General features: G+C 64.7%; 23 protein-coding genes and 1 tRNA gene. 16 read left to right on the plus strand and 8 right to left on the minus strand.

Going from position 1 to position 22,496, the window contains the following annotated elements:
• Positions 1-237: 237 nt before the first annotated feature.
• From Q0X68_RS03315 to Q0X68_RS03325, 3 genes are read right to left on the minus strand one after another with little or no spacing between them, the layout of a single operon-like run.
• Positions 238-1,068, minus strand: a complete 831-nt coding sequence (locus tag Q0X68_RS03315) for a hypothetical protein (RefSeq protein WP_297747524.1) — start codon at positions 1,066-1,068, stop codon at positions 238-240.
• Positions 1,069-1,083: 15 nt separating this feature from the next.
• On the minus strand, positions 1,084-2,757 hold the full coding sequence (locus Q0X68_RS03320) for a hypothetical protein (protein ID WP_297747527.1): 1,674 nt from the start codon (positions 2,755-2,757) through the stop codon (positions 1,084-1,086).
• Positions 2,758-2,791: 34 nt separating this feature from the next.
• The gene (locus tag Q0X68_RS03325; protein WP_297747530.1) at positions 2,792-3,475 is read right to left on the minus strand and encodes a hypothetical protein; all 684 of its coding nucleotides are present in this window, start codon (positions 3,473-3,475) and stop codon (positions 2,792-2,794) included.
• Between the two features lie 68 nt (positions 3,476-3,543).
• On the opposite strand from Q0X68_RS03325, the gene Q0X68_RS03330 reads away from it, so the two are divergent.
• Positions 3,544-3,942 carry a hypothetical protein gene (locus Q0X68_RS03330; protein ID WP_297747533.1) on the plus strand — a complete coding sequence of 133 codons (399 nt, stop codon included), beginning with the start codon at positions 3,544-3,546 and terminating at the stop codon, positions 3,940-3,942.
• Between the two features lie 11 nt (positions 3,943-3,953).
• Here the strand turns inward: Q0X68_RS03330 and Q0X68_RS03335 are convergent, their stop codons facing one another.
• A complete protein-coding gene (locus tag Q0X68_RS03335) occupies positions 3,954-4,223 on the minus strand; it encodes a DUF3263 domain-containing protein (RefSeq protein WP_297747536.1) in 270 nt (89 codons plus the stop codon).
• Positions 4,224-4,343: 120 nt separating this feature from the next.
• Here Q0X68_RS03335 and manA point away from each other — a divergent pair, with 120 nt between their 5' ends.
• Positions 4,344-5,525 carry a mannose-6-phosphate isomerase, class I gene (gene manA / locus Q0X68_RS03340; RefSeq protein ID WP_297747539.1) on the plus strand — a complete coding sequence of 394 codons (1,182 nt, stop codon included), beginning with the start codon at positions 4,344-4,346 and terminating at the stop codon, positions 5,523-5,525.
• 94 nt (positions 5,526-5,619) lie between these two features.
• Positions 5,620-5,695 (plus strand) — tRNA-Thr (locus Q0X68_RS03345).
• A 25-nt stretch (positions 5,696-5,720) separates the two neighbouring features.
• Here the strand turns inward: Q0X68_RS03345 and Q0X68_RS03350 are convergent.
• The 3 genes from Q0X68_RS03350 to Q0X68_RS03360 all read right to left on the minus strand — a co-directional run bounded on the left by Q0X68_RS03350 (position 5,721) and on the right by Q0X68_RS03360 (position 7,921).
• Positions 5,721-5,960 (minus strand): hypothetical protein, encoded by a 240-nt coding sequence (locus Q0X68_RS03350; protein WP_297747541.1) that lies wholly within the window; start codon positions 5,958-5,960, stop codon positions 5,721-5,723.
• Between the two features lie 6 nt (positions 5,961-5,966).
• Complete coding sequence (locus Q0X68_RS03355) at positions 5,967-6,176, minus strand: hypothetical protein (RefSeq protein WP_297747544.1); 210 nt, start codon at positions 6,174-6,176, stop codon at positions 5,967-5,969.
• Between the two features lie 104 nt (positions 6,177-6,280).
• A complete protein-coding gene (locus tag Q0X68_RS03360; protein ID WP_297747547.1) occupies positions 6,281-7,921 on the minus strand; it encodes a DUF4091 domain-containing protein in 1,641 nt (546 codons plus the stop codon).
• A 161-nt stretch (positions 7,922-8,082) separates the two neighbouring features.
• On the opposite strand from Q0X68_RS03360, the gene treY reads away from it, so the two are divergent.
• From treY to Q0X68_RS03410, 10 genes are all read left to right on the plus strand, one after another.
• Positions 8,083-10,632, plus strand: a complete 2,550-nt coding sequence (gene treY / locus Q0X68_RS03365) for a malto-oligosyltrehalose synthase (RefSeq protein WP_297747550.1) — start codon at positions 8,083-8,085, stop codon at positions 10,630-10,632.
• Between the two features lie 53 nt (positions 10,633-10,685).
• A complete protein-coding gene (locus Q0X68_RS03370) occupies positions 10,686-10,937 on the plus strand; it encodes a type II toxin-antitoxin system VapB family antitoxin (RefSeq protein ID WP_297747553.1) in 252 nt (83 codons plus the stop codon).
• Entirely contained in the window at positions 10,934-11,110 is a 177-nt protein-coding gene (locus Q0X68_RS03375) for a type II toxin-antitoxin system VapC family toxin (protein WP_297747556.1), read from the plus strand. The genes Q0X68_RS03370 and Q0X68_RS03375 overlap by 4 nt, the downstream gene beginning before the upstream one ends.
• A gap of 46 nt (positions 11,111-11,156) precedes the next feature.
• On the plus strand, positions 11,157-12,890 hold the full coding sequence (gene treZ, locus Q0X68_RS03380) for a malto-oligosyltrehalose trehalohydrolase (protein ID WP_297747560.1): 1,734 nt from the start codon (positions 11,157-11,159) through the stop codon (positions 12,888-12,890).
• Positions 12,891-12,893: 3 nt separating this feature from the next.
• The gene (locus Q0X68_RS03385) at positions 12,894-13,580 is read left to right on the plus strand and encodes a hypothetical protein (RefSeq protein ID WP_297747563.1); all 687 of its coding nucleotides are present in this window, start codon (positions 12,894-12,896) and stop codon (positions 13,578-13,580) included.
• Positions 13,581-13,700: 120 nt separating this feature from the next.
• A complete protein-coding gene (locus Q0X68_RS03390; protein ID WP_297747566.1) occupies positions 13,701-14,714 on the plus strand; it encodes an aldo/keto reductase family protein in 1,014 nt (337 codons plus the stop codon).
• 76 nt (positions 14,715-14,790) lie between these two features.
• Entirely contained in the window at positions 14,791-15,300 is a 510-nt protein-coding gene (locus tag Q0X68_RS03395; protein ID WP_297747569.1) for a YbhB/YbcL family Raf kinase inhibitor-like protein, read from the plus strand.
• 171 nt (positions 15,301-15,471) lie between these two features.
• Entirely contained in the window at positions 15,472-16,062 is a 591-nt protein-coding gene (locus tag Q0X68_RS03400; RefSeq protein WP_297747572.1) for a Panacea domain-containing protein, read from the plus strand.
• 1 nt (position 16,063) lies between these two features.
• On the plus strand, positions 16,064-16,651 hold the full coding sequence (locus tag Q0X68_RS03405) for a hypothetical protein (RefSeq protein WP_297747575.1): 588 nt from the start codon (positions 16,064-16,066) through the stop codon (positions 16,649-16,651).
• A 112-nt stretch (positions 16,652-16,763) separates the two neighbouring features.
• Complete coding sequence (locus tag Q0X68_RS03410; protein WP_297747578.1) at positions 16,764-17,813, plus strand: PPK2 family polyphosphate kinase; 1,050 nt, start codon at positions 16,764-16,766, stop codon at positions 17,811-17,813.
• 271 nt (positions 17,814-18,084) lie between these two features.
• Here the strand turns inward: Q0X68_RS03410 and Q0X68_RS03415 are convergent, their stop codons facing one another.
• Positions 18,085-18,426: a BlaI/MecI/CopY family transcriptional regulator gene (locus Q0X68_RS03415; protein WP_297747581.1), complete on the minus strand. Its 342-nt coding sequence runs from the start codon at positions 18,424-18,426 to the stop codon at positions 18,085-18,087.
• Positions 18,427-18,576: 150 nt separating this feature from the next.
• On the opposite strand from Q0X68_RS03415, the gene Q0X68_RS03420 reads away from it, so the two are divergent.
• From Q0X68_RS03420 to Q0X68_RS03430, 3 genes are all read left to right on the plus strand, one after another.
• On the plus strand, positions 18,577-20,103 hold the full coding sequence (locus Q0X68_RS03420; RefSeq protein WP_297747585.1) for a cytochrome ubiquinol oxidase subunit I: 1,527 nt from the start codon (positions 18,577-18,579) through the stop codon (positions 20,101-20,103).
• 14 nt (positions 20,104-20,117) lie between these two features.
• Complete coding sequence (gene cydB / locus Q0X68_RS03425; protein ID WP_297747588.1) at positions 20,118-21,185, plus strand: cytochrome d ubiquinol oxidase subunit II; 1,068 nt, start codon at positions 20,118-20,120, stop codon at positions 21,183-21,185.
• Positions 21,186-21,317: 132 nt separating this feature from the next.
• Positions 21,318-22,394, plus strand: coding sequence for a glycoside hydrolase family 172 protein (locus Q0X68_RS03430; RefSeq protein ID WP_297747591.1), 1,077 nt, complete (start codon positions 21,318-21,320; stop codon positions 22,392-22,394).
• Positions 22,395-22,496 lie beyond the last annotated feature (102 nt).

Raw genomic sequence — 22,496 nt, forward strand, 5'->3', positions numbered from 1 at the left:
CCCGCGACGGACGGCATGTGCCTCACCCAGACCAGGTAGCACTCGCGCATGTCGAGTGCCAACTTCATTATTAGCACTCTCCTCCAAAGAGTGCAAAGGGATCCGGGGTTTCGACGGGGCTCAACCGCCGGAACGACGCAAGCACCGGGGCCTCGACAAGCTCAACCGCCGGTATGGCTCAACACCGACGGCGCCCCTCGCGCGGTGCGGGGACGCCATCGGGTCGTCTGGGGAACGTCAGCGAGCGATCTTGGGCCATTCGTTCGACGGCGCCGCAGCGTTGGCGGCGGAGCGCAGCTGCATGGTCTGCGACACAATCGCGATGATGGCCTTCACCCACACCTTAATCATTTGCAGAATCGCCTTCACCAGGGCAATGACGTCCTTCGCGGCGACCGCCGTGCCGACCGGCACAGCCCAGATCTTGGCGATGGCCCTGATGAGCGCAATGGCGGCCTTGATGAATCCCTTCACGAAGTCGATGGTGGCTTTCACGCCTTTCTCACCCATCTGCTCAACGACCTGCCCGAACTCGGCGGTGTGCTGCTGCAGCGTGGTGGCGAACTCGTATTGGCTGTCGACGTTGCTGCGGAAGCGTTCAGCGGCCGAACCTGTCCACGTCGTGTTCGACTGGAAGTTGCCCGGACCGAGAGCCTCGGTGAATGACTGTGCCTGCGGCACGATCTGCTCGTTGATGCCGCGCCCGGCCGAGCGGATCTCCCAGGGAGCGAGGGCGTTTTTGCAGAACTGCAAGACGTCGGCTTCCAGGTTGTAACAGAACTCCGCAGCGTCACCAGCCTTGTCACAGGCGGTTCTAATGGCGTCCTTCGCCATCTTGCCGACACCAGGCACCCAGGCGAACCAATCGACGATGCCGCTCAGCGCGGCGAGCACTTCACCGACGATGTCGAACACTTTGTTCACGGCTTTGCCGACGTTGCGGAGGAATTCCGAAACCTTGTCGATGATGTCGATGATCCATTGCACGTCGAGCTCGAACGAGCACGCTTCGGCAGCGGGAGGCACACAGACGTTGCTCGATGATTGCGAGTTGACCAGTACAGCCATGGTTGTATGTTCTCCTTACCGTGCGATCTGAGCGGCGAGCTTCGCGCCTTGCTCTTCTTGCTTGTCGTAGTCGTCAGCCGTGCAGGTGAGCGCTTCGGCATTGCGGTTCATCTCTTCTGCGGCCGTGCGGTAGATGTCCGAGAATTTCTGGCACGCTTCCTCGAACGGGCCGCGCGCGCCAAACCACAGACCCCAGTGCTGCACGAGGCCCTTCATCGCTTCCCAGCACTGTGCCAGGTTCTCCGCAGAAGGAGCGATGCCCTCGAACGAGCGTGCGTCGGAGCGGAGATCGTCGGTAGCGACCTCGTAATCGGTGCCGCCGCCGTTGTCGCCGGTGCTGGGCAGGCCCGGGTCGGCGCCACCGCCACCACCGGATGGAGCACCACCTCCACCACCCGACGGAGCACCACCCCCGCCACCCGACGGAGCACCACCACCGCCACCTGACGGGACGCCACCACCGCCACCTGAGGGGATGCCGCCTCCGCCGCCGGCAGGGCCACCGCCGCCAAAGTCAGGCGCATCGGCGCCACCCGCACCGTCGCCGGAAGGGATGTTTCCGGCGCCACCGCTGGGGTCACCAAAGTCGGGGCTGCCGAGACCGTCGGAACCAACTCCGCCGGACGGCGTATTCGTGCCACCGCCACCGGGGCCGAGGCCACCGCCGAAGTCGGCGTCACCGAAGCTCCCGCCGCCGGACGGAATGCTGCCGCCGCCGGACGGTCCACCACCGGAGCCGCCACCGAAATCGGGGCTGCCGAGACCGTCGGAGCCGCCTTCGGGGATGTTCGCACCGCCGGAAGGACCGCCGAAGTCGGGGCTACCAATGCCGTCGGAACCACCGCCGTCTGACGGGACGCCGCCTCCGCCACCCGACGGGGCACCGCCACCGCCGAGACCCCCGTCGGAACCACCGCCGCCAAGGCCACCACCAGATCCGCCGCCCATGCCGTCGTCGGCACCGAGGCCGTCGTCAGTGCCCGGCTCGCCGCCACCAGAACCACCGCCGGTACCGCCGCCCATGCCGTCGTCGGCGCCTTCGTCTTCACCCTCGCCCGAGCCGTCGTCGCCGAGGCCGCCCCCGGAACCGTCACCAATGCCGGCGTCGGGGCCCATCTGGTCGTACTCGCTCGGCACATCGACGTCGACGGTGCCGTCCTCATGCACAGTGAGCACCTGGCCGTTAGCCTGCTCGATGGTGACGGAGCCGTCCTCGTTGCGCGTAATCACGGTGCCCGATTCCGTGGTGAGCGACGCCCCGACGCCCAGCGTGGACGTGTCGGGCACCTCGAGCTCGTTCTTGAAATCGGCATCCACTTCGACGCTGCCGTCCTCCGCGATGGTGATCTCAACACCGTCAGAGGTGGAGATGAGGCTGCCGTCCACCGACGTGTCGATCACGGTGCCGTCGGGGGCAACCGCAACCAGATCGTCGTCGACGGTCACGTCTTCGGTGATCTCGATGGCATCGTCGGGAACAGCCGTGACGGCCTCGCCCTCGACGTAGTCCATCGTCGGCTCGAACTCCTCGCCCGCAGCTTCGTCGATGGCGCCGTCCGTGGCCGCCGGATCGTCGGCCGTGCCGGGGGCAAGATCGCTTGTAGGAGCGGGTTGGGGCCGCAACGAGCCGATGTGTTGGGCCGATGCAGCCCAGTCGATTCCTTGTCCTTCGGTCAGGTTCTCGGACACGGCTGGTTCCTCCTAGTGGTGATTGCGCTAGCTGTTACTGGTGTGGCTGAGCCGCGGACACACCCGCTAGCCCTTGGATGGCTTCAGTGAAGCATTCGGTGATGACGTTGCCGGACTTGCCGGCTACCCACGACGGGCGGATCGTCACGCCGATGACAACGCCGTTCGCGACCTCGACGCCCACCATCTGATTCTCGGAGTACGAGGTGACGGTTTCCACCTCGACCGGCTCCTCGGAGATCTGCGTCTTCGCCTCGTCGGCGTGCGCGAGGAGGTTCTCGAGCTGCGCGTTCAGGTCGTCGAAGGCCTTTGGCAGCGAGGCTGCGAGCTCGGCGGTCTCCTCCGGCGTGCGGTTGGACTGCATACTGCGAGCGATCTCCGCCTCTTCGCGTTCCCGGATCCGCGCCACTTCCTCGTCGGAAAGCTCGACGACGTCGACAGGCTCGCCGTCTCCGTCGCGGGCGAGAATGAGGGTGTCGGTGATGACGGTGACGAGCTCTTCGGGCTGAATGTTCTGCTCCCAGGTGGGCGCGACGGAGATCGTCTGCAGGTCGCTACCTTGACCGAATTCGACGGTGACGGTGCCCGTCGGATCGGTCGCGGCGCCTGAGCCACCGACGGCTTCGAGTTCTGCGCTCTTGCGGATGAGTGCGTCGATTTGTGCATCGAGGTGTGCCAGGAATGCTTCTGGATCTTTGGCAAGCTCCGGGTTCGTCATAGCCTGTACTCTTCCAGCCAGGGAGTTCTTTTCGGCTAGGTATCTGGGCTCAGATCGGGAGTAAGCCTGTGATCAACTCACGTGTGGTGCGCAACATCGCGAATCTCTGCAACGGGTCCACCGTGCTGGGTCTTGTGGCGGGTGTTATAGGGCGCGGGCGGTTTCGTCGGCACCGGCAGCTTGTCGTCGTCGACGGTGTGCGTCTCCCGCTGGTGCGGGCGTCGGCGATGACGGTCGGCAGCGTGGTGCTGGTGCCGGATAGGACACTCGAGGAGGCGTCGAAGCGCATTCCGCTGCTCGTTGAACACGAGGATGCCCACGCGTGGCAGTACGCCTATTGCATGGGGTTGCCGTTTCTGCCGTGCTACCTCATCGCGACGTTGTGGAGCTTGCGACGAACAGGGCACCGTGCGCAGGCGAATTTCTTCGAGGTGCAAGCTGGGCTCGAGGCCGGCGGCTACCGATAGCCGCGGGAAGCTCAGCGCAGGCGGCGGGCCGAGCGGTCAGCCTGCCGCTGGGAGCGCATGCGCCGCAAACGCTTCACGAGCAGAGGCTTGTAGGTGAGCGCTTCCGGGCGGTCGAGCAACGCGTTGAGCTGCTGGTAGTACCGCGCCGACGAGCAACCGAAGTGCTCCATAATCGCCTGGTCCTTGGGCACCGACGACGTGTACCAGCTGTCCTCGAAGTCGAGGAGCGCGGCATCACGCTCGGCCAGATCGGCCGTGGTGAACGAGAGTGCTTCGGACATGTACCCCATCGTAATAGAAGAATCACATGCATGTCATTCCCTTCTCCTCAACCAATGTGGCGTCGACGGCGGCGTCATTGACTACTATTGGGGCGACCAATTGAGAGGGAGACCGAGATCATGCGTGGCTTGACCGGCACCGTGCAGCACTTCGACTGGGGTGACCGCACGGAGATTCCGAGGATTCTCGGGATCGAGCCCGACGGGCAACCCTGGGCGGAATACTGGCTGGGTTCGCACCAGGCCGGGCCTTCCATGTTCGACGACGAACCAGGGCTGACGCTCGCCGCATACCTCGAACAGCATCCCGACGAAGTGGGCGCCAGGTCACTCGACGCCTACGGCGCCCGACTCCCCTTCCTCATGAAACTGCTGTCGGCGGCCAGCCCGCTCAGCATCCAGGTGCACCCCAATCGAGAGCAAGCCGTCGAGGGCTATGCCAAGGAGTCCCTGATTGGCTTGCCCCTGTCGCACCCCGAGCGGTCGTACAAGGACGATTGGCCGAAGCCCGAGACCATCATCGCGCTCACCCCGTTCGAAGGCCTGCTCGGGTTCCGCGACCCGCAGGAGACTGCCGAGCTCTTCGAAGACTTGGGCGTCGCGAATGAGTTGGCCTCCGTGATCGGCCCACTGCGGGAGCGCACGGAGTCGCTCGCTTTGCAGGAAGTGTTCCTCGACGTGCTCACCATCCGCCGCCGAAGGCCATTGGTTGACCTCGTGCTGGCGCGCGCCGTCGAATTTCTCGACGCCGGCGGCGCGTTGGGCGAGTTTGCCCGCACCGCCGTCGAGATCGATGAGTATTTCCCCGGCGACCCCGGCATTCTGGCTGCGCTACTCATGAATCGTTTCACGCTCCAGCCTGGGGAATCCGTCTCACTCCAGCCAGGCGTCCTGCACGCCTACCTCCATGGCACCGGAATTGAGGTCATGGCCTCGTCGGACAACGTCATTCGCGGCGGGCTCACACACAAGCACATCGACGTCGACGGGCTGCTCGGCATGGCGAACTTCTCGTCGATGGTTCCCCAGGTGCGCCACCCTGAGGGCGCTGACGGGGTGTACCGCTACCCCACGAACTTCCCTGAATTCGAGGTGTGGCAGCTCACCCCGATGACTGATCGGGGCGTGGACATGCCGCGCGACGACACGGCACGCATCGCGCTCGTCACCGACGGGGAGTGCACCCTGATCGGACGCGACGAGGTCACGCTGAGGAAGGGCCAGGCTGCCTTCGTGCCCGCCAACGAGAGCCTGCGCGTATGCGGGGCCGGGCGGCTCTTCGTCTCCGCAGCAGGCTGCTGACGCGCCCCCGCTGCTGGGCGCATTCGACGACGCAACCCCTAACCAGACGCCAAACATGCACTCACGCTGCCAGTTGCGGCACAATAGGCGGCACGCCTCCTTAGCTCAGCGGCTAGAGCACCTGTCTTGTAAACAGGGGGTCGTGGGTTCGATTCCCACAGGGGGCTCCATTCTCTTGACGGCGAAGTGCCCGGCTCATGCCGCCCGGAACCGTTTCAGTGCGCCTTGACGAGTCATGCCAAGCACCTCGCCGATAGCCTGCCAACTGTTGCCAGCCTCTCGAGCTGACGCCACTGCGGCATCCAGCGCCTGTTCCGCTGCCGCGACCTGCATCATCGCAACCGCCACCTGCGCCAGTTCACCACTGACGGTAGCCGTAGGCTCAGGCCCCTCTTCACTCTCTATTTCTGCAAGGATCTCTTCATCCGTTCGCATCACAAGTCACCTCCTCAAAAACTTTTGCCGAGCTCTCATCGCGTGGAAAATCTGCCCTCTAGAATTGACTGCAACCTCCAAAAGCAGTCCGTTCCGGCCCGGGCCGACGATCATTCTGTAGTCATCGAAGAAGTGCACAAACATCACCTGCGCCACCGCATGGAGCATGTCAGCATCGGCCACGCCATGCTTCCGAGCAGTCTCCACGATCTCCACACTGGTAACTGTAGTTACCATCACCTACACCCGTCAACGGCGATTCGCAGACTCGAGGGTGGTTTCTCCCTAGCGGAACTCCAGCCAGCGGCACCCCAGAACGATCAGCCTTGGCGACGTCCTGCGTCGCGGACCGCTTCGTCGAGGGTGTGTCGTCGACGGAGCCACTCCGCGCCTGAGACCCACCCGGACGCGTAGTCGAGGTCGCCGTCCGGATCGATGATCGCCAACACCGCGTCTCTGCCCAGCACCGCTTCTGCACCGCGGGCGGCGGCGAGGTCGTCGAACGCGTCGCGCATAAGCCGGTGGCGCAGCGACGGCCAGGCCTGCCCGTCGGGACCGGGATACACGATGAACGCATCACCGCTCAGGAATCCGCCGCCGGCGCTGGTTTCGCGGAACGGGTCGATGGCGCCGAGGGAGAGCTGCCGCGAGTAGAAGTTGAGCGCCCAGTGGAGGAAACCCTGCGCCTGCGACTTGTAGAGCTGCCATCCGAGCGCACGCGTGCGCATCGCCGTCTGCGCGATGAACCGGTTCGACACGTCCCACGACTGGCCCACGCAGTAGTACACCCAGCGAGGCTCGATGCCGGCCTCCCGGAATGCCGGCACGGCATCCGTCGCGACGACGGGTTCCGCCACGAGCTCCACGAAATCGGGGTGCGAGAGCGCGTCGACCACGCGTGCACCGTCGAGCAGGGGCTTGGCGACGCTGAGCGCCTCCCGGTAGGAGTCGAGGTGTTCGCTGCTGGGCTCGTCGGAGATGTGAAAGAGGGTGTGGCGGAGCCCGACGCGTTCGTCGAAGTAGTGTTTGAGGAACGGCACGAGCGCGGCGAGGAAGTGCTGGTAGGAGGGGTCGGTAGCGGGCACGTCCCAGCCGAAGCGTTCCTGCGGACGACCGTCGACGGTGATGGTGAAGCGCGGGGTGGCCTTCGCACCCCACTGTGTGAAGAGGTGCGGCACCTCCACCTCGCGCATTCCGACGGTGGCGAGGAGGTTCATCCAGCGGTCGAGCTTGTCGGTGCCGAACGAGTATTCGTCGCCGTCGAGCGTGATGTCGAGCAGCTGCGTCGAGCGTCGGTAGGTGCCGACGGCGGTGTCGAGGGGTGGGGTCCACACCGGCGTAAGCACAGAGGTGACGCCCATCTCGCGAGCGGCGCGCAGTTGCTGTTCGACGATGCCCCAGTGCGCTTCGCTCCATGGTTCGACGTCGTAGTGGGTGGCGAGGCAGTCGGCGTGGAACCACTGGGTGTATTCCACGCCGTGTTCCGGGAGCGGCTGGGCGACGATGGCCACGGGGAGGGTGGTGTCGAGGAGGACGGCGTCGTCGGTGGTGACGCGCACTCGCACCTCGCTGGCCGGCAGAGTGACGTCCACCCACAGCGCATGCCATCCGATGTGCGTGGGCCGCACGGTGACCTCCGCAGTACCGGTGGGGCACAGCACGTCGGGCAGCATGCCTGGCTGGTCGAGGATGTACCCGTCGTCATGGCCCTCCCAGCACGGCACCTGCACGGGTACGAGGTCGACCACGGATACCGCCACCGGCCCATCACTCTCGACAGCGACGCGCAGCGCATGCGGGGCGGAGAGCCGGTCGGTGTCGACGGGACGCCAGGCGATCTGGAACGACACCGTCTCGCCTTGCCAACCGCTGAGCGAGGCCGGGGGCTCCGGCGGCTCCCAGCGCGGCGTGACTTTGGTGAGCGCATCGGCGAGCACGACCGTCGGCGCGGAGCTGGGCATCGGGTGCGTCCTTTCGTGGGTTAGGTTCTCGCGCTGCGGCTGGCGCGTCGGCGTGGTGTTGGCGTATCTAGTGTTCCATGTGGGTATTGCCGCCACACGTCTGGCCTCGTCAGGTGCGCTTTGGGGCAGCATTGTCAGGGGCATGCTCTAGGCTGGCAAGCGTGTTGAACACTCCTGCGTCCACGTACCGCCTCCAGCTCACGCCGTCGTTCACCTTCGACGACGCCGCCGCCCGCATCCCGTACCTGCAGGCACTCGGCGTCACGCATGTGTTCTGCTCCCCCATTCTGCAGGCCGCGCCCGGTTCTATGCACGGCTACGACGTCGTCGACCACTCGCGTATCTCCGACGATCTGGGCGGCGAAGAGGGCTTCCGACGGTTGGCCGCGGCCGCGTCGGAGCACGAGCTGGGGCTCGTGGTCGACGTGGTGCCCAACCACATGTCGGTGCCCACGCCCATGTGGTTGAACACTGCGTTGTGGGACGTGATGCGCAGCGGTGCCGATTCGCAGTACGCGCGCTGGTTCGACATGGATCTCTCCGGCGACCAGGCCATTTTGATGCCGGTGCTGGGCGAGAAGATCGGCAAGGAGCTGTCGTCGGGCAATATCAAGGTGGAAACCCGCAGCGTGCCGGGGCTCGGTGAGCAGCCCGTCGTGAGCTACTTCGACCACGTGTTCCCCGTGCGCCCTGGCACCGAGGAGCTGCCCATCGCCGAGCTGCTCGAACACCAGTGGTACCGCCTGGCGCATTGGCGCGTCGGCTCTGAAGAGCTCAACTACCGGCGCTTCTTCGACGTCGACACGCTCGCCGCCGTGCGGGTAGAAGATCCGGCGGTGTTCGACGCGACGCATGCGAAGCTGCTGGAGCTCTACCGCGAGGGGCTGTTTCAGGGCTTCCGCCTCGACCACATCGACGGTCTCGCCAATCCGCGAGCCTACGTCGCGAGGCTGCACGAAGTCACCGATGGCGCGTGGATCGTCGCGGAGAAAATCCTCGAAGCCGACGAAGTGCTCCCCCAGGCCTTCGATTGCGCCGGCACCACGGGCTACGACGCGTTGCAGCGCATCACCGGCCTATTCCAGGAATCCGCCGCACTGCCGCGGTTGAACGACATCTGGGAGCGGGCGACGGAATCGGCCCAGGGCTTCCATGCCGCGCTCATTGAGGCGAAGCACGAGGTCGTCGAAACCATGCTGTTCACTGAGGTGAACCGCCTCACGTCCATCGTCGTCGCCATCTGCGACGCCGACATCCGGCTGCGCGACCACACCCGTCGCCAAATCATGCATGCCATCACCGAGCTGCTCATCGGCATGGATCGCTACCGCGCCTACGTCGAGCCCGGTCTGCCGGCGGGCGAGGCCGAGCAGCAGGTGCTCATCGACGCCGCCGACCGCGCCCGCCCCAACCTCACCGACGACGAACAAGACACCCTCGATCTCGTCCTCGCGCTCGCCATGGGCGAGCCTGGCACCGGCGACGAGGGGTGCGGTGCCGAGACGCTGCCCGTCGTGGATGCCGACGAGGTCACCACCGAGTTTCCTGAGGAACGCGACGAGGTGGGCGTGCTGCGCGCCGAGTTCATGGTTCGGTTCGCGCAGACGTGCGGGCCGGTGATGGCGAAGTCGAAGGAAGACACGTCGTTCTACCGGTGGAACCGCTTCATCGCGGTGAACGAGGTGGGCACGGAGCCGACGGTGGTGGGCCTGCCACCCGACGCGTTCCACGAGTTCTGCGAGCAACAAACCAGGCTGTGGCCGAGCGCCATGACCACCCTCTCCACACATGACACGAAACGCTCCGAGGACGTCCGCGCTCGCCTGGCCGCGCTCACCGAGTTCCCGCGCGAGTGGGAAACGTGCTTGTCGGAGCTGCGTGCGGCGGTTGCAGATGAGCGCTCCGAGCTCGTCGACGGCGCCACCGAGCTGTTTTTGTGGCAGACGTTGGCGGCCGAGTGGCGCCTTCCCGGCGCTGCCGCAGGGCAGCATCCCATCACCCTCGAGCGTCTGGCCGCGTACCTCACCAAGGCCATGCGCGAGGCCAAGCGCTACACCGGGTGGACTGAGCCCGACGAGCAGTACGAGGCCGCGGTGCAAGAGCTCGCCGCGTTCGCGCTCGGAAGCGACGCCGTCGCGGCGGCGCTCGATGCGTTCACCGAGGTCACAGCCGAGTCCGTGCGGGCCAACATTCTTGGCCAGAAGCTCCTCCAGCTCACCATGCCGGGGGTGCCCGACGTGTACCAGGGCTGCGAGGTCGTCGACCTGTCACTCGTCGACCCCGACAACCGCCGCGAAGTCGATTTCTACCGACGCGCCGGCATCCTCGCGTCGCTGCAGGAGAACCCACCTACCGATCTCGACACGGAGAAGCTGTTCATCACCAGCCGGGCGCTGCGCCACCGTCGTGAACACGCCGACGCGTACCGCGGGCCGAGCGCGCAGTACCACCCCATCGCCTCCACGACGGGTCACGCGGTTGCGTTCTCGCGCGGCACGGGCGACGAGGTGGCGGCCATCACGGTCGTCACACGGCTGGCCGCGAAGCTCGCTGAGCGCGAGGGCTGGGGCGACCACACGCTCTTCCTGCCCGACGGTGAGTTCCGCAATCTGTTTACCGACGAGGTGGTCTCGGGCGGCCAGACGCCCGTCGCCGATGTCCTCGGCGCCTACCCCGTCGCGCTGCTCGTGCCTGAGCCGAGCGGGGAGTAACCTGGCCCACTTTTCTACCCAGTTCTACCTTTTCCATCGATTAAGGTAGAACCATGGCGATCAATGTCAAAGACCCAGCCACTGACGCGCTCGCACGGGAGCTGGCGGCACTCACCGGCGAATCGCTCACGACGGCCGTGCGCCGCTCCATCGAGGAGCGACATGCGCGCGTGCAGCGAGCACGCAGCCGCAGCATGTCGAACGCCCACATCATGAGCATCATCGAGCGTGCCAAGCGCCTCCCTCACCTAGACGACACCCCATCTGACCAGTACCTCTACGGCGACGATGGGCTGCCCGCGTGATCGTCGACGAAGCCGTACTTGCTTGGCGCAGGTTCGGGAAGGGCAACCACGAAGCCGCGCTGAACTTCGGCGACACCTTCTCGTACGCGCTCGCGAAGCTGACGCGCGAGCCGCTGCTCTTCAAAGGCCAAGGTTTCTCCGCCACAGACATTCCCAACGCACTCGAGCACTGACGCTTCGCACGCTCGGCGTGCCACGGGTGTCCCGTAGGCTGGACGCATGCGTGATTTCACCCGCCCGGCACTGTGGGCGCCCCGAGCCAACCGCGTCGACCTCGTCGTCGATGAAACCCCACGCCCGATGCGCCCCGACGCAGAACGCGCCGGCTGGTGGATAACCGACGAAGCACTCGAGCCAGGCTCCCGCTACGCGTTTTCCCTCGACGGCGGCTCACCTCGCCCGGATCCACGCAGCCTCGCCCAGCCTGACGGTCCGCACGGCGCCAGCCGCATCGTCGACCCCGCAGCCATCGACCGCCCACAGTGGGAGGGCATCGACCTCCGCGGCGGCGTGCTGTACGAGCTGCACGTCGGCACCTTCACCGACGAGGGCACCTTCGACGCCGCCATCGGCAAGCTGGACCACCTCGTCGAGTTGGGCGTCGACGCGGTGGAGGTGATGCCCGTCGCGGATTTCCCAGGGCGCTGGGGCTGGGGGTACGACGGCGTCGGGCAATATGCCGTGCACCAGGCATACGGCGGGCCGGAGGCGTTCGTGCGGTTCATCGACGCCTGCCATGCGCGCGGGTTGGGCGTGATCCTCGACGTTGTCTACAACCACCTCGGCCCGGAGGGTAACTACCTCGCGGAGTTCGGCCCCTACTTCACCGACAAGCACCAGACGCCGTGGGGCGCCGCGCTCAACCTGGATCAAGAGCACGCCGACGAGGTGCGCGCGTTCTTCCTCGGCGCGGCGCATCAGTGGCTTGCGCGCTTCCAATGCGACGGGCTGCGCCTCGACGCTGTGCACGCGCTGGCCGATGATTCGGAGCACCACTTTCTCGCGGAGATCGCCGACGCATCCCTCGCCTGGGAGCAGGAGCTCGGCCGCCCGCTGTTCATCACCGCCGAGTCGGATTTAAACCAACCATCCATGGTGAGCCCGACGAACTCCGTCGCCTTCGCGCGCGGCATGGACGCGCAGTGGGCCGACGACGTGCACCACGCGTTGCACGCGTTCTTCACCGGCGAGACGCAGGGCTACTACGTCGACTTCGGCACCGCCGAGGTGCTCAGCAAGGCACTCACTAGGGTGTTCATCCACGACGGCACCTACTCGACGTTCCGAGGCAAGGACTGGGGCGCGCCCGTCGAGCCCGCCACGCCACTGTACGACGCGCACTCGTTCATCACCTTCATCCAGAACCACGACCAAGTGGGCAACCGTGCCGCCGGCGACCGCCTGAGCGACGCCGACCGCCAGGCCGCAGCCGCCGCACTGCTGCTGCTGGCCCCGTTCACGCCGCTGATCTTCATGGGTGAAGAGTGGGCGGCCTCGACGCCGTTCCCGTTCTTCGCCAACCTCGGCCCCGAGCTGGCCCCGCTCGTCTCCGAGGGCCGAGCGCGGGAGTTCGCCGAGATGGGGTGGAGCGACGAGGTCCCCGACCCGCAGGCCGAGTCGACGTTTACCTCGGCCAAGTTGCGCTGGGACGAGTGCGACGGCGAGGGGCATCGTCGGATGTTGGCGTGGTACCGCACCCTGCTCGCGCTGAGACGCGTGCTCCCGGGTGCGACGGACCCCGCACTAGACGCGACGTCGGTGGATGTCGTCGACGCCGACACCGTCGTGATGCACCGGCCCGGGTTCGCCGTCGCTGCCACACGGGGCGATGCGGCGGTGGAGGTGCCCGGAGACGGGAAACTGCTCGCGGCATGGGGCGACGCCACCCAAGGCGCCGACGGCCGGTGGCTGCTTCCCGGCGCGGGTGCCATCGTCGTCGCGACGGACGGCTGACCCATGAGCTACACGTACGGCGGAGGCATCCCCGAGGTCGTGGCGTACCCCGAGCCCAATCGCCAGACCAAGCAGAAGTTCGGCGCCGCCGTCATCGGCGCCGTGTTCATCGCTCTCATGGTGGCAGCCGTCGCCGCCTTCAGCAGCACCGGCGAATGGATGATGTTGGTGGCAGTGCCACTGCTGGGGCTAGCCGTATTCGGCCTCGGCGTGTCCGTCAAGGAGAAACAGCTGCAGCGGAAGGTTGACCTTTCTAGCCCTGCGCTCCTACTCAACGATGCCGGCATCGGTAACGGTGATGCGCAGGTTCCTTGGAACATCGTTGCCGCGGTTGAGACCTTCGTGTATTTCAACCGATCCGTGATGCCTTCTGCGGGCAAGCGCCTCGCCAACCAATTCACCGACGCGGCTGGCGTCCTCGACGGGACATTCCTCGTGCGCGTCTCGCTGCGCGGAGAACAGCAGCTCGGCGGTCGCAAGCTACTCAAACCCGGCAAGCACGGTAACAACTTCACCGTGTTCGATATGGGCAACGCCATAACCCAAGCTCGCGCAACTGGCCTCAACGTAGTCGTCATCGAGGTAGGGAGCCTCGTCAACGCCTCGCAGTGGCAGACGCTGGCCGACGCCGTGCGTGCGCACGTACAAGCACGTGGCATCCATTTTGGGGAAGACCCACGCCTCACCTAACCCAATATCCACATGCGTTTACTCAGAAGCCCGATTTTGGGCGATTTCAGCAAACGCGTGTGGATATCGGGTTAGCTGGCGCCCCTCTCCCCTTTCCAAGCCCCCAACTAGGGTGGAGGCATGAAGTATCGCTACGCAGGAAACTCCGGTCTCAAGATCTCCGAGATCACCTACGGCAACTGGCTCACCCACGGCTCCCAGGTGGAAAACGAGGTAGCCACGAAGTGCGTCCACGCCGCGCTCGACGCCGGCATCACCAGCTTCGACACCGCCGATGTGTACGCCAACACCGTCGCCGAGTCGGTACTTGGTGAGGCGCTGAAGGGTCAGCGTCGCGAATCGCTCGAAATCTTCACCAAGGTGTACTGGCCCACAGGGCCGGGCGGCGCGAACGACACCGGGCTGTCACGCAAGCACATCATGGAGTCCATCAACGGCTCGCTGGAGCGGCTGCAGACCGACTACGTCGACATCTACCAGGCCCACCGCTACGACTACGAGACGCCGATTGAGGAAACCATGCAGGCATTCGCCGACGTGGTGCGCCAGGGTAAGGCGCTGTACATCGGCGTCTCGGAGTGGACGGCTGAGCAGATCCGCGAAGGCCACCAAATGGCGCGCCAGCTCGGGTTCCAGCTGGTCACGAACCAGCCGCAGTACTCCGCGCTGTGGCGTGTGATCGAAGACAAGGTTGTGCCCACGTGCGACGAGCTCGGGGTGTCGCAGATCGTGTGGTCGCCCGTCGCGCAGGGTGTGCTCACCGGCAAGTACAAGCCGGGCGAGCAGCCGCCGGCCGGGTCCCGTGCCACCGATGACAAGGGCGGCAAGAACATGGTGGCGCGCTTCCTGGACAACCAGCAGGCCGTCGAGCAGGTGCAGAAGCTGCGCCCCATCGCCGACGAGGCCGGCCTCACTATGGCGCAGCTCGCCATTGCGTGGGTACTGCACAACCCGAACGTCGCGGCGGCGATCATCGGGGCGTCGCGTCCCGAGCAGGTGGCGGAGAACGTCGAGGCCTCGAACAATCCCATCGGCGACGACGTGTGGGACGCCGTCAACGAGGTGCTGGATGAGGTGGCGGAGAAGGACGGGCAGCGCACCTACGAGTCCTCCCCGAAGGAGCGCCTCACGTAGTCGCGGCGAGTGGTCACCGTCGGTGCCGTTTCGCGGTTTTCCTGCAACATTCGCCCAGATTTGGTGAAGTGGAGCCATGCGAGATCCATACAACGGCATCGACGGCGGCGCGCCGCTCACCGTCACCAGCGACGATTTTTCCGACGGCGACTCCCTGCCGCTGGAATGCACCGCCGAGTTCGTGGGCGCGGGCGGCCGCGATATAACCCCGCAGTTGGCGTGGTCGGAGGTGCCTGAGGGCACGAAGTCGATCTACATCCACGCCTACGACCCGGACGCCCCCACGCCTGCGGGCTGGTGGCATTGGTCGGTGGTGAATCTGCCGCCGACACTGCGCAGCCTCGAGCGCGATGCGAACGGCAACATTCCCGACGGCGCCGTCGTCCTGAAGCACGATGGTGGTGGCGTGGGCTATCTGGGGTCGGCCCCGCCGGAAGGCCACGGCCCGCACCGCTACTACTTCACCGTCCACGCGCTCGATACGCTGCTCGATGTCGACGAGCACACCTCCGCCACCGCGGCCGCGTTCCAGACCGTCGGCCACGTGCTCGCGCGCGGGTCCATCGTCGGTACCTGGGAGAACTGACGCAGACAGCGGGGCGGAACAAGCGCATTCACCGACGTCAGCCCGTAGTGCGTGCGCACCCACTTGCCTGCTCACCAAGCGAGGGTCGCTCATTGAGTGAGATAGGTAAGTGGAGTAAAATATTTTCGACTCAGGATCGTCACAAGGCGCGACCGGCGGGAGGAGGACGCGATGACCACGGTGTTCGATATCGCTCGGGAGCTCATTACCCGTGGTGGCGGCTCTCTCGAAACGTTGAAGCTACAGAAACTCACCTTCTATACCTTCGGCTGGTACGCACATCTCACCGGCGAGCAACTGTTCGGCGAGAAATTTTACGCGATGCAGCGAGGGCCCGTCGTCGGGGAGTTGCTCAGCGCACACGCTAGGCAGAAAACCGCAGACATCACGATGATCGATGCGCAGCGCGAAGCCCGCGAGGATCTTCCCGAAGAGCTGGATGCCTACATATCAGCCGTGCTCGACGGCGTCTGGCGTGCCTACGGCCAGAAGGACAGTTGGGACCTCGTGAACCTCACCCATCAGGAAGCGGTGTGGGTTGACGCATGGGCTGCGCGTCCGGAGGGCAGCGGACGAGGCGACCTTCGGAGTCGGCACATCGTGGAGTATTTCCTCACCCGGGCTCCCAAGCCGGGTGAAGACCTCGATCTGCCACCCGCGATGGTCTCGCTGGTATCGGCGGAAGATCTGGAGGCAGTGGAATCTGGCGCCCAAGTACACGTTCCTTTCGTGCAGGCTGCTCGTTCCTTGCCTTCCCGCTGAGATGTACGCGCGTCTGCCCGATTACCTCGGCCAACGGGGACTACAACTGCGCAGGCTGGACGAAGAACACTATCTGGAGTTCTTCACCTGTGGTCGCGACGATTCCATGGACGACTGGCTACAACGGCACGCCCGCGCATGGCAAGAGGAGAATCTCTGCAGCGTTTGGGTGCTCTCCAGCATCGACAACCTCGATCAACCAACCGCCTTTTTCACGCTGAGTGCGCATCAGATCATCCCGAGCAACATCAAGCGCGGGCACAAGGCAGCAGTAAGCAGCAACAGCCCTTGGGTGAATAACCTGAATCAGGCCTTCCCCGCCCAATTGCTCGGGAAGTTTGCGGTGGATAAAGACTCGCAAAGCACAGGCACGGGAACGGTACTCATGGTGTGCGTCTACGCCCAGCATCTCGCTGCTGCCCACGCGTCGGCGGCAAAATTTCTCGTCGTGGATGTTCAGCAGCCAGCGCTGGTGCAGTACTACCGCAAGCGGTTCGGCTTCGTGCAAGTCGAAAGCTCTGGCGAGATGGTGCGGATGTATCGTCCCACCACCGCGATTCGTCAGGACCTGGACCGGATTCTCGCCTGACGAGACACTTGCTCGCGCGTGACGTGGTGATCGGGTGCTGGGGATTTCGCTGCGCCTCCCCTCCCCCCTGTCACCCGCTGGCAAGATGAAGAGAACTACAGAAAGGGCACCCATGAGCTGGACCACCGATCCCCGCGACGTGCTGCGCGTCACCGACGACTTCAACCTCGCCACGTTTGACCGCAATGGCAAACCTGGTTTCGACGGCACAAAGTCGGACGGAGAGCAGGTGATGGCCACGCGCGGTGAGCTGCTCGCGGAGCTGCAGGAACGGCTGTTCGCGGAAGGGCGAGCCGGCGGCGAGCGGTCGTTGCTCGTCGTAGTGCAGGGGCTGGATACCGCCGGTAAAGGTGGTGTGGCTAGGCATGTCATGGGCATGGTCGACCCGCAGGGGGTGCAACTGCGCTCATTCGGAGTACCGACGGAGGAAGAGGCATCGCACCACTTCCTGTGGCGCATCCGCCGCGCGTTGCCAACGCCCGGTCGCATCGGCATGTTCGACCGCTCGCACTACGAAGACGTGCTGGTGCAGCGCGTCGACAACATCGTGCCGGAGGACGTGTGGCGGGGACGCTACGCCGAGATCAACAGCTTCGAAGAGCAGCTCGTCGAGAGCGGCACCACCGTGCTGAAATTTGCGCTCATGGTGAGCTACGACGAGCAGGCTCAGCGCCTGATGGAGCGCCTCGACCGCCCGGATAAGCGGTGGAAGTTCTCGACGAGCGATTTGAAGACCCGCGCGAAGTGGGACGACTACCAAGAGGCCTACGCCGACGTGTTCCGCTTTACGAACACCGAGTATGCGCCCTGGTACGTCGTGCCTGCCGACCGGAAGTGGTACGCCCGTGCGGCCATCACGGAGATCATCACGCGCACGCTCGTCGACATGAAACCGCGCTGGCCGGAGGCCGACTTCGACGTCATGGCCATGCGCGAGCAGCTCGCGCAGACTATGTCGAAGGCGGCGTTGGAGGAGTCGCTCGACGGCACCGCCAGCACCGTGCAAAGCGCCATCGAGTCGTCCATCGACGTGCGCAAGGAAGCCATCGAACTGCACGGCGACAAGCACGCTGCAAAGCAGGCGAAGCAGCAGCGCGAGGAATGGGAAGCCGATCTCGCCGCGACGCTGAAACAGAAGGAAGCGCTCCTAAAGTCGCGCTGATCGACGCCTCGACACGGCGCCGACGGTCGGTGTCAGACGCCCACCGATGGTTGAGTAGAGGGCGTAGCCCGCATATCGAAACCCCGGCGGCTTAGGTGGCAGATTGTGGTCCGTGTTCGGGCGCGGATCTGCCACCTAAGCCCTCTTCGAGTGGGTCCGGTGGTTGAGTAGCGAGCGAAGCCCGCATATCGAAACCCCGGCCAGAGATGATTTCGACACGCCGCCTGCAGCGGCGGCTCAATCATCGGGTCGGGGGCTGAGCTGCCAACCGCTACCCCGCGACGAGTCGACGCTCGGCGTCGCTCAATTGCGCACCGAAGGTGGCGATGGCTTGGCGACGCACGTCGTCGGGCAAGGCATCGACGAGTGCTTTGAGCTCCCTGGCCGCGACGACGTGTCGGGGGTGCGCGGCACGGTACTGCCAGGCGCGGTTCACGAGCTCGCGGTCGGCCAGGTGCTTCTTAGCAAGCCTGTCGAGTACGGTCATCACCGTCGTGTAGGCAAGCTCGCGCTCCCGCCTAAGTTCTTGGTGCACGTCCGCGACGGAGCGAGGCCCATCCGCCTCCCATAGCAGCTCCATAATGCGCTGCTCCAGCTCTCCTCGCGATGCCATACGCACCATGATAGTGACAGTCAAAGAAGTCGGTCGGGATTGGGGTCATTTACTCCTACAAAATGTCGTAGCCACCCATGACGATGGGCGACAGGCCGAAATATTCGGTGTTATTCGCGCGCATACGACTATCCGTAGTAACCTGCCGCCATGGAACCAGTGACCCTTGCACGGTGGCAATTCGGGATCACCACCGTTTATCACTATCTATTCGTCCCAATCACCATCGCACTGTCGATGCTGGTGGCTGTCTTGCAGACCATCTGGGTCAAGACCGGACAGCACCGCTTCCTGCAGTTGACGAAGTTCTTCGGCAAGCTCTTCCTGATTAACTTCGCGCTCGGCGTCGTCACCGGCATCGTGCAGGAGTTCCAGTTCGGCATGAACTGGTCGGAGTACTCGCGTTTCGTCGGCGATATCTTCGGCGCCCCCCTCGCGCTCGAAGCCCTGCTGGCATTCTTCCTTGAATCCACGTTCATTGGCTTGTGGATCTTCGGCTGGGACAAGCTGCCGAAGAAGCTCCACCTCGCCACCATTTACTGCGCAGCCATCGGCACGATGATCTCGGCTGTGTTCATCCTCGCCGCGAACTCCTGGATGCAGAACCCCGTCGGCGCAGTATTCAATGTCGAGTCCGGCCGCGCGGAGATCGACGGTCTGGCCGGCTTCGGCGCGCTGTTCACCAACCCGGTGTTCATCGCCACCATCACGCACACGCTCACCGCTGCCTACATGGTGGCGGGCGGTCTGATCTGCGGCATTTCCGCTTGGCACCTCGCGAAGCTGAACAAGGCAGTGCGCGACGAGGGCGCCAGCGACGAGCACATCAAAACCTGGCGCTGGGCCACGAAGTTCGGCGCTTGGGTACTGTTGATTTCTTCCATCGGCGTCATCCTCACCGGCGACCTGCAGGCCAAGGCCATCGCGCAGACGCAGCCCATGAAGCTCGCTGCCGCTGAGGGCCTGTTCGAGACGGAGAAGGACGCATCGTTCTCGCTACTCACCATTGGCGACCGCGAGGCCACCGAAGCGGTCTTCGAGCTGAAGGTGCCAAAGCTGCTCTCCATCTTGGCTGGTCAGGAAGAGGTCAAGGGCATCAATGACCTCGACAAGCGCTTCCAGGAAGAGGGCTACTTCATGGCCGACGAAGGCCGACAGAAGCTCCAGCAGCAGGTGTACGAGGCCACGCAGAACGGCACGATTTCACCCGAAATCCAGAAGTCCTACATGGATCTCAACTACCGTCCGGACATCATCGTGAGCTACTGGTCGTTCCGCATCATGATGACCCTCGGATTCATCGCAATGGCGATTGCCGCGGTGGTGCTGGTGATGCTGAGCGGCGGGCGCAACCCGATGCCGTCGAAGTTCCTCACTACCTGCGCGTTCGCCTTGCCGCTGCTGCCGCTGCTCGGCAACTCGGTCGGCTGGATCTTCACCGAGATGGGCCGCCAGCCGTGGATCGTCGTCGGCGTGCTGCCCACCGCGTCGGCAGTGTCTCCGACGGTGAGCGCGGGCGAGGTGCTGTTCTCCATGATCGTCTACACACTCTTGTATGGCGGACTCGCTGTACTCGAGGTGTGGCTGTTCATGAAGTACACCAAGCACGGACTTCCCGACGTGGAGCCCGTCGAACTCAACGATGACCCCGACAAGCCAATGAGCTTCGCGTACTGAGAGGAGCTGGAGCAATGTTGTTACTTGAAACCACAGTTCCCCCGTTCACGCTGGTTTGGTTCCTGCTCGTCGCAGTGCTCTGGATCGGCTACTTCTTCCTCGAGTGCTTCGACTACGGCGTGGCGATGCTCATCAAGATCATCGGCGGCAACGACAAGGAGAAGCGCGTCATCGTCAACACCATCGGCCCACTGTGGGACGGCAACGAGGTGTGGCTACTGACCGCAGGTGGCGCCATGTTCGCGGCCTTCCCGGGCTGGTACGCGTCGCTCTTCTCCGGCCTATACCTGCCGCTGCTGCTCGTATTGATCGGCCTGATCCTGCGTGGCGTGGCCTTCGAGTACCGCTCGAAGCACCACACGTCGCAGTACCGCAACATGCTCGACTGGTTCGCCGCGATCGGTTCGTTCCTGCCCGCGCTGGTGTTTGGCGTCGGCTTTGCGAACTTCGTTTCCGGCCTGCCGAACGACGGCAAGCTGTGGAACGGCAACTTCTTCGGCCTCTTCATGCCGTTCGCCCTAGTGGGCGGCCTGATGCTCGTCGCGATCTGCCTCTTCCACGGCTCCGCATTCCTGGCACTGAAGACGTCGGGCGTCGTACATGACAAGGCCAAGAGCTTCGGCACCAAGGTGGGCTGGGTCGCCGTCGCGCTCACCGCGATCTTCGTGCTCTGGCAGAACATCGTCTACCCCGCGAAGAGCGAATTCGGCGACTTCTCGGTGCTCACGTGGATCGTCGGAATCCTGAGCGTGGTTGCGCTCGTCGTGGCTGTATTCATGGTGATGAAGGACCGCGACGGTTGGGCGTTCATCTGCACCGGTCTCGCCATTGTGACGCTGTTCACCGGCATCTTCTTGAAGATGTACGGCAACATCGGCTTCGCGCAGGACGAGACGGTGGCCGTCGGCGATCGCCTCAACATGATCACCACCGCATCGTCGGAGACGACGCTCACCATCATGACGGTGGCGGCTGCCATCTTCGTGCCGATCGTGCTGGCCTACCAGGCGTGGAGCTACTGGGTATTCTCCAAGCGCATCAGCACGAAGTCGATCCCCGACGACGTGTCCCCCGCTGCGTAGGTCCCCTGGCGACCAGCTAACCAGATTAAGGAATGCTGGAGCCCACCGAATCTGGTGGGTTCCAGCATTCCTTATGTTTCCGTCGCCCGTAAGCTAGTGATAACGATTTCACACAACGAAGGAGCACAGACCATGCCAGAGCATGCACTCGCCGGCCCGTGGCAGCAGGCCGCGCTGATTCGCCCCACCCATACACGCTCGATATCCCCCGAGAACTTCACCGGCGCGCCCGGCGAGGGCGGCAAGGCCACCACGGGCACCGGCGCGGAGGCTTCCCGCGAACTGGGCGTCGGATGGAAGGTCTCCCCCAGCATCAAGCTCGACGCCGGCACCACCTTCACCCTCGCCGACATCAGCGGCTCCGGCTGCATCACCAACATCTGGCTCACCACCGACATGCGCAAGATGCGCTCACTCATTCTCCGCGCGTACTGGGATGGCGACGATGCACCCGCCATCGAGGTGCCCCTCGGCGACTTCTTCTGCCACGGCTGGAACCAGTTCGCCCAAGTCAGCTCGCAGATGATCGCCGTCAACCCCCACGGCGGCTGCAACTCGTACTGGCCGATGCCGTTCCGCAGCGGGGCCCGCTTCACCATTGAGAACCTGAGCGACGAAGACGTGTTCGTCTACTACCAGATCACATACGAAGAGGGCCCCGTGCCCGAAGAAGCGGCCTACTTGCACGCCCAGTGGCGGCGTTCGCAGCCCGTCACCGACGGCCTCCACGTGATGCTCGAGGGTATTGAAGGCCGCGGCCACTACGCGGGCACCTACATGGCGTGGGGCGTCAACTCCACCGGCTGGTGGGGCGAAGGTGAACTCAAGTTCTACATGGACGACGACGTGGACTACCCCACCATCTGCGGCACCGGCACCGAGGACTACTTCGGCGGTGCATGGAACTTCGACGTGCCCGGCCAGGGCTACACCGCGTTCACTACGCCGTTCCTCGGCATGCCGCAGGTGATCCGCCCCGACGGCCTGTACGAAAGCCAGCAGCGCTTCGGCATGTACCGCTGGCACACGCCCGACCCGATCCGCTTCTCCGAGCGCCTCAGCCGCGTCGACGTGCAAACACTCGGTTGGCGCTCGAAGGGCCGCTACCGTCAGCTGCGCGACGACGTCGCCACCACGGCGTTCTTCTACCTCGACCGCACCTCGACGAACCGACCCGCCGCTCCTACGGCCGACGAGATGGAGCCGTAAATCAGGGGCCTACTGAGGTTTGCGCGACTGAGCGCACGCCAGATGCCGATTTCTCCCCGTTTGGGGCGGTTTTCACGATCTGGTGTGCGCTCAGTCGCGTCT

The sequence above is a fragment of the uncultured Tessaracoccus sp. genome (assembly GCF_947286155.1).
Taxonomy (GTDB): Bacteria; Actinomycetota; Actinomycetes; order Propionibacteriales; family Propionibacteriaceae; genus Arachnia.

Coding starts and splice junctions, on each gene's coding strand:
- Q0X68_RS03315 (WP_297747524.1), bottom strand. CDS start 1,068: ATGGCTGTACTGGTCAACTCGCAATCATCGAGCAACGTCTGTGTGCCT.
- Q0X68_RS03325 (WP_297747530.1), bottom strand. CDS start 3,475: ATGACGAACCCGGAGCTTGCCAAAGATCCAGAAGCATTCCTGGCACAC.
- Q0X68_RS03335 (WP_297747536.1), bottom strand. CDS start 4,223: ATGTCCGAAGCACTCTCGTTCACCACGGCCGATCTGGCCGAGCGTGAT.
- manA (WP_297747539.1), top strand. CDS start 4,344: ATGCGTGGCTTGACCGGCACCGTGCAGCACTTCGACTGGGGTGACCGC.
- Q0X68_RS03350 (WP_297747541.1), bottom strand. CDS start 5,960: ATGCGAACGGATGAAGAGATCCTTGCAGAAATAGAGAGTGAAGAGGGG.
- Q0X68_RS03360 (WP_297747547.1), bottom strand. CDS start 7,921: ATGCCCAGCTCCGCGCCGACGGTCGTGCTCGCCGATGCGCTCACCAAA.
- Q0X68_RS03370 (WP_297747553.1), top strand. CDS start 10,686: ATGGCGATCAATGTCAAAGACCCAGCCACTGACGCGCTCGCACGGGAG.
- treZ (WP_297747560.1), top strand. CDS start 11,157: ATGCGTGATTTCACCCGCCCGGCACTGTGGGCGCCCCGAGCCAACCGC.
- Q0X68_RS03385 (WP_297747563.1), top strand. CDS start 12,894: ATGAGCTACACGTACGGCGGAGGCATCCCCGAGGTCGTGGCGTACCCC.
- Q0X68_RS03390 (WP_297747566.1), top strand. CDS start 13,701: ATGAAGTATCGCTACGCAGGAAACTCCGGTCTCAAGATCTCCGAGATC.
- Q0X68_RS03395 (WP_297747569.1), top strand. CDS start 14,791: ATGCGAGATCCATACAACGGCATCGACGGCGGCGCGCCGCTCACCGTC.
- Q0X68_RS03400 (WP_297747572.1), top strand. CDS start 15,472: ATGACCACGGTGTTCGATATCGCTCGGGAGCTCATTACCCGTGGTGGC.
- Q0X68_RS03405 (WP_297747575.1), top strand. CDS start 16,064: ATGTACGCGCGTCTGCCCGATTACCTCGGCCAACGGGGACTACAACTG.
- Q0X68_RS03410 (WP_297747578.1), top strand. CDS start 16,764: ATGAGCTGGACCACCGATCCCCGCGACGTGCTGCGCGTCACCGACGAC.
- Q0X68_RS03415 (WP_297747581.1), bottom strand. CDS start 18,426: ATGGCATCGCGAGGAGAGCTGGAGCAGCGCATTATGGAGCTGCTATGG.
- Q0X68_RS03420 (WP_297747585.1), top strand. CDS start 18,577: ATGGAACCAGTGACCCTTGCACGGTGGCAATTCGGGATCACCACCGTT.
- cydB (WP_297747588.1), top strand. CDS start 20,118: ATGTTGTTACTTGAAACCACAGTTCCCCCGTTCACGCTGGTTTGGTTC.
- Q0X68_RS03430 (WP_297747591.1), top strand. CDS start 21,318: ATGCCAGAGCATGCACTCGCCGGCCCGTGGCAGCAGGCCGCGCTGATT.